This is a genomic window from Paenibacillus sp. 23TSA30-6, from assembly GCF_014858585.1.
In the GTDB taxonomy this organism is placed as follows: domain Bacteria; phylum Bacillota; class Bacilli; order Paenibacillales; family Paenibacillaceae; genus Paenibacillus.
In genome coordinates this window covers 1-6,578 of record NZ_SLTL01000065.1, presented here as the reverse complement: position 1 = coordinate 6,578, position 6,578 = coordinate 1, and the positions used below count along the sequence as shown (strand labels likewise).

General features: G+C 49.9%; 1 protein-coding gene and 1 pseudogene. Both read left to right on the top strand.

Annotation, left to right across the window (positions count from 1 at the left end; genetic code table 11):
- Nucleotides 1-6,177: non-ribosomal peptide synthetase (locus E0698_RS25970; RefSeq protein ID WP_192513395.1), on the top strand; the 6,177-nt coding region annotated here is incomplete at its 5' end.
- 102 nt (nucleotides 6,178-6,279) lie between these two features.
- Nucleotides 6,280-6,578 (top strand): annotated as a pseudogene (locus tag E0698_RS25965) (MFS transporter); the annotation flags it as partial.

Below are 6,578 nucleotides of genomic sequence, written 5' to 3'. Positions count from 1 at the left end.
GTGGAGTCTGTACGAGAAGCCGTAGTCATGGCCCGTGCGGATGAAACAGGCCAAAAACAAATGGTGGCGTACTACGTCGCCGGGCAGGAAATCGGTGCCAGCGAGCTGAGAAGTGAGTTGGGCCGGGAGCTGCCAAGCTATACGGTGCCATCGTACTTTGTACAGCTGGAGCAGATGCCGCTGAGTCCGAACGGCAAAATCGACCGCAAGGCACTGCCAGCACCAGAAGGTAGCCTGCAAAGCGAAGCGGATTATGTCGCACCTCGGACGTGGGTGGAAGTGAAGCTGGCGCAAATTTGGCAGGATGTGCTGGGCTTGGCGCAGGTCGGCGTGAAGGAAAACTTCTTCGAGATCGGTGGACACTCGCTGCGGGCGACGACGCTGGCCTCGAAGATTCACAAGGAGCTAAACAAGTCGCTTCCGTTGCGCAGTATTTTTGAAGCACCAACGATTGAACAACTGGCAGCCGTCCTGGAACAGCTGGATCAAGTGGCGTATGCGTCCATTCCGGTAACGGAAGCCCGTGGCTTCTACCCGTTATCCTCGGCGCAAAAACGACTGTATGTGCTGCATCAGTTCGACCCGAATGATGTGAACTACAACATGCCGTCGGTGCTGCAAGTGAGCGGTCCGCTGGATGTACAACGAGTAGAAGACGTGTTCCGTCAACTGATCGCCCGTCACGCCAGCTTACGTACCCGCTTGGAGCGGGTAGACAGCGAGCCGATGCAATGGATTGCCGATACGGTACCGTTTGCGGTGGAATATGCGAAAGTGCAGGCAGAGCACGCCGTTACGCATGGAGATATGGCTGGACAAGTGCAGGTGGAAGCAAGCGCCGTCACACCTGCGGGCTCCAAAGATCGTGATGCCGAGGCTACGCATAAAGATTATGACTATGCAGTTGTATCCGACACGATTGTCAGCCAAGAAGCGCAAGAGCTGGTGCAGCGCTTTATACGTCCGTTTGATCTGCAAGCCGCTCCGCTACTGCGCGTGGCCTTGGTGGATTTGGGCGTACAAGGAATAGAAGAAGAGCCACAGCATCTGCTGATGTTGGACATGCACCATATTATCTCGGACGGCGCATCCATGAGGGTACTGACCGACGAATTTGTTCGCTTGTATAGCGGTGAGGGGTTACCTCCGCTACGTATTCAATACAAAGACTACGCCGTATGGCAGCAAAGCGAAGCGCAGCAGGACTGGATGAAGCGCCAGGAAGCCTACTGGCTAGATACCTTCCGGGGTGAGCTGCCCGTGCTGAACCTGCCAACCGATTTTGCCCGCCCGGCGGTTCGAAGTACGGCAGGCGACACGGTCGTGTTCAGGCTGGAACGCGAGGTCAGCGAACGCTTGAAGGAGCTGGCAGCACAGACAGGCTCGACGCTATATATGGTGTTATTGGCGGCTTACACAGCGCTGCTGCATCAATATACCGGACAGAAAGACATCATTGTCGGTTCTCCGATTGCCGGACGACCGCATGCTGATCTGGAGCCGATCATCGGCATGTTCGTAGGTACATTGGCCATACGCAATTATCCAACCGCAGCACGTACGTTCCGTAACTACGTAGATGATGTGAAAACCCGGACCTTACAAGCCTATGAGCATCAGGACTATCCGTTTGAGGAACTGGTGGAACAACTGAACGTGAAGCGGGATATGAGCCGCAACCCATTGTTCGACACGATGTTCGTACTGCAAAACAACGAACAAGGAGAGCTGAAGTTGGAAGGTCTGAGTTTCCGATCATACGGCATGGAGCAGGCTCCGGCGAAGTTTGACTTGATGCTGGAAGCCAGCGAAGAAGAAACAGGCATCCATTTCGGATTGCAATATGCAACATCGCTCTACCAGCGGGAAACCATCGAGCAGATTACGCGTCACTTCGTACGTTTGGTAGAAACCATCATAGCCAATCCAGATATCTCGCTGGGCGAACTGGAAAGGATCACTACAGAAGAATCGGTATCTGTGCTGAAAATACATCAGGAACGTCAAAAAGCTGCTCGTTACTGGAATGCATATCTCGACGGATATGAAGAACAGGCCCATTTACCACAAGTCAAAATGCAGTCAAACACGGATTATCAGGCAAAGCAGCTTAACACCGATTTGAGCGTGGGGCTGACGACGATGATTCAACGGATTGCCAAACGTCATCAGGTGACACTGACTACACTGATGCAGACAGTCTGGGGCATATTGCTCCAAAAATATAATGGTACAGATGATGTCGTATTGGGTAGTACGGTTTCCGGGCATTCGCCTGATCTTCTGAATGTGGAACAAATGATGGTTCTGTCTCAGAATACAGTACCTGTACGGATTAGAAGTAATGAGAACAGTCTGTTCTCGCAAATGATGAAGCAAAACGAGGAGCAATCTATAGCTACTCATATGCATACTGCGTATCCGCTGACTGAAATTCAGGCGTTGTCGGACCTGAAGCAAAATTGGATCAACCACAGGATTATTTTTGCAAGTGATCCGGCGGAGAAACAAATGCAGCAGTTCGGTGAAGGGCAGCAGACCAGTCTTCGCCTGACTGAGATCGAACCGACGCGCTATGACTTTAATCTGGTGATACAGTCGGGGAAATCCATTCACATGAGCTTTAATTACAACGCACTAGTCTTTGAGCGCGAAAGTATAGAACAGATTCAGGGACATCTGGTGCAACTGCTGGAGCAGGTAACGTCGAACCCGGACATTCGAGTGCGTGAGCTGGATGTCTTGACCAAGCAAGAACGCGAGCAAATTCTCAACGTGTGGGGAGATACCGCAGCGGACTATCCGAGCGAGCAGACGATTCACGGCTTGTTCGAGGCTCAAGCGGCGCAGACCCCGGAGCAGGCAGCATTGTTCTTCGAAGGAGCACAGTTGACCTACCGCGAGCTGAATGAACGTGCAAACCGACTGGCTCGTACCTTGCGGAGTCACGGCGTAACAACAGACAGCCTGGTGGGGATTATGACGGAGCGTTCGGTGGATATGATCGTGGGGATGCTCGGGATTATGAAAGCGGGAGGCGCGTATGTTCCTCTAGATCCAACGTATCCAGAGGATCGTATCCGCTATATGCTGGACGACTCGGGAGCAGCTCTCTTATTAACACAAAGCCATCTGCTGGAAAAAGTGGCCTTCGACGGCAAGATACTGGTGCTGGATGGGGAGCAGGGGGTCTATCACGAAGAGGGGTCGAATCTGGAGCCAGTGTCTGGCCCGAACGATCTGGCATATGTGATTTATACCTCAGGAACGACGGGCCAGCCGAAGGGCGTTATGATTGAGCATCACGGGCCATGCAATCTGAAAACCTATTTTGATGAAACCCTACACATGAGCTTGTCGGATCATGTCCTGATGTTTGCCAGCTATTCCTTTGATGCCGCTTGCTGGGAAGTGTTCCAAACGCTGTTCTGCGGAGCCACACTGTACGTACCGACCATGGAGACGATTTTAAACTATGAGCGGTTTGAACAATATACCGCAGAGCACCAAATTACCGTAGTCATGCTGCCACCGACGTATGCGGTGTATCTGGAACCGAAGCGGATGTCGAGTCTGCGTATCCTGTTTACGGCCGGATCGGCCTCCTCATTAGAGCTTGTACAGCAATGGAAAGATCAGGTTCCGTATTATAACGGATACGGCCCAACGGAAAACTCAATTATCACAACGATCTGGCCGGTGTCTGAGGATGCGAATGCGGATGAACGGATTTCTATCGGACGTCCCGTACCGAATCACCGGGTATATATCGTGGATGCGCATGGACATCTGGCACCTGTGGGCGTAGCTGGAGAATTGTGTGTATCGGGGGAAGGGCTGGCACGTGGATATCTGCATCGTCCGGAGCTCACGGATGAGAAATTTATACCGAATCTGTTTACGGACGGAGAAGCAGGATATGAACGGATGTATCGCACAGGGGACTTGGCGAGATGGATGCCGGACGGCAACATTGAGCACTTAGGCCGCATCGACCACCAGGTGAAAATCCGGGGGTACCGGATTGAACTGGGCGAGGTGGAGGCAAACCTGCTGAAGGTGGAGGCTGTGCAAGAGGTAATTGTACTATCCCATGAGGATGAGCAGGGTCAAAACCAACTGGTGGCGTACTATGTGGCAGAGCGCGAAGTGAGTACAAGTGAGTTACGCAGCTTACTGGGTGAAAAGCTACCTAACTATATGGTGCCTTCGTACTTTGTGCAGATGGAATCCATGCCACTAACACCAAACGGTAAAATTGACCGCACGGCACTGCCACTGCCGGAATTGGCAAGTAGCCCGGATATAGCTTACGTGGCTCCAAGAAATGAAGTGGAACAACAATTGGCGAATCTCTGGCGGGCGGTGCTTGGGGTAGAAAAGGTAAGTATCGACGAGAACTTCTTTGAGCTTGGAGGTCATTCTTTAAAGGCCATTCAGCTCGTTTCCAAAGCACAGGAATCAGGTATTCCACTCGGCATACACCAAGTGTTGCAACATCAAACCATTCGAAGCTTGTCCGATCTGTTATCCCTTGATAAAGTTGTCACCAAGCAAGATACTTCATTGCTTACAGATGTAACGGAAGCTGAACAATGGATTAGCGAAACCTTTGGCGTACAGGCCATGCTTCAATTCGTACCTAACGATGAACGCGATTACTTGTTTCTGTATGTGCATCCCTTCCGGGCAGATCAGGTGGATGAGATGACCGCGGGAATCTCGTCTCATGTTCATTCCGACCTCCATCCTCATTATATCGTTCCGATGGGTGGGGAAGACGCCAGCCTAATGGTCAGAACAGGGCACACAGAGCTGGAGCAAACAGACGAGGAACAGGAAAACAGTCATCAACGTCAGACTGAAGAATGGATTTTAAAAATCGCTGAAATGAATGCTAGCTGGCATGAGCATCTACTCAGCTCAGAGGCTATCCATCGTTTCCCGCTCGCACCTGCACAGCATTACCATTTGATGCACCCGGCTTCCTCAGGCACCGTGGTTCGGTTGGACCAATACGTGGATATGGGGCGTCTGAATACAGCGATTCGGCAGTTAATTCATCGCCATGAATTACTGAGAAGTGTGCTTGTACACGCGGATGGAGTCTGGGAATGGGAAGTACGGCCAACACCGGAGCATATTTCATTGCCTAGCGTGGATCTTTCGATCTATCCGGTACAGACCCAACAGCAGCTTCTTTCATCCCTCATGTCGAATCTTTATTTTGAACCATATGAGCAGAAACACGCTCTGCAATACCGGATGATGCTGGTTCGCTTGAATTTGCGGGAACATTTACTGCTACTGCCATGCTCACATATCATCTTTGATGCGACGAGTGGTGTAGTTTTGCATAATCAGCTTCTGGAGGAATACGATCATATACAGCAAAGTCAGACAGTTAAAACATTCCATTATCACGATTATGTCGATCATATCCGCCAAGGTCCTCAAGGACTCAGCGATCCGCAGATTGTGGAGCAATTTAAGCTCCCGGCATTTGAGGATCATAATAGTCGTATCCATGAACGGATGCTGGGGTGTAATTATGCAGCACCTACTTCATATCGTTGGAAACTAAACCTGCATGATATTCCAACGCAGGAGGAGGCTGTGAACCTATGGGATATTTCGTTGCAAATGGCATTCCAGTTCTTGAGCAGCTATTTTGAACAGTCCGAAGTTCCATTATGGTTGACACAATATGGACGACAGTATGGGGATCGGAACTACTTTGGATCGGTGGGAGAATATATTGACCACATTCCCGTCTTACTCCTGAAGGAGGAGAGAATATCCTACGAAAATGATATCCAGAAACTCTTGGATACTGCCGCACATCATCATTTAAATTTCTTCAATCTGATCTTTAACGAAGAAATGGAACCGACTTACCCACAATCCAGTTCCATTTTAAAAAAGGGACTTGAGCAACTGCCTATCGTGTTTAACCACTTGGGTGAAATGCAGGGAGGTTTAAAGAAAATCGGTGCTTTAGACAGAAAGAAGGAACAGGCAAACGGAGGAAAAGCGATTTTCTTTGAGTCTGTATACACAGAAAGTGTATTGCTGATTTCTCTATCCCTTCCCTTTGAAGAGGATCACGAGAAAATTCATCGAATCTTCCAAGCTGCCAGTGACAGGCTCTTAAACGCCTTGACCATTTCGCAGTAAGGAAATGGAAGATGTGAATCAATTGTTTAAGGATCGTCGGTTTATCCGTTTCTTTGCTTCCCGTACTTCTGCCAACATTGCGGACAGCATTTATCAGGCTTTGTGTATATCAGGCTCAGCAAGCAAATCGACGCTCCTGCGATGGAGGACACGAACGGTAAAGGTTCCCTGAAGCTGGGGTACTATCTGAAGGAGCTGAAAGAAGGATATCTTTTTGTAAAACGGCACACCTTCCTGAGAATTATGCTCCCGTTCTTTGCTTTGACGAACTTTTCGATGGCCATTTTAATTATTGCCATGCCTTCCATTGCGGTATCCTATGGCTCACCGATCTATTACAGCTTACTGTATGTGGCCTATTTTATCGGTATTTTTGTCGGTTCCTTTCTGGTCAGTGTATT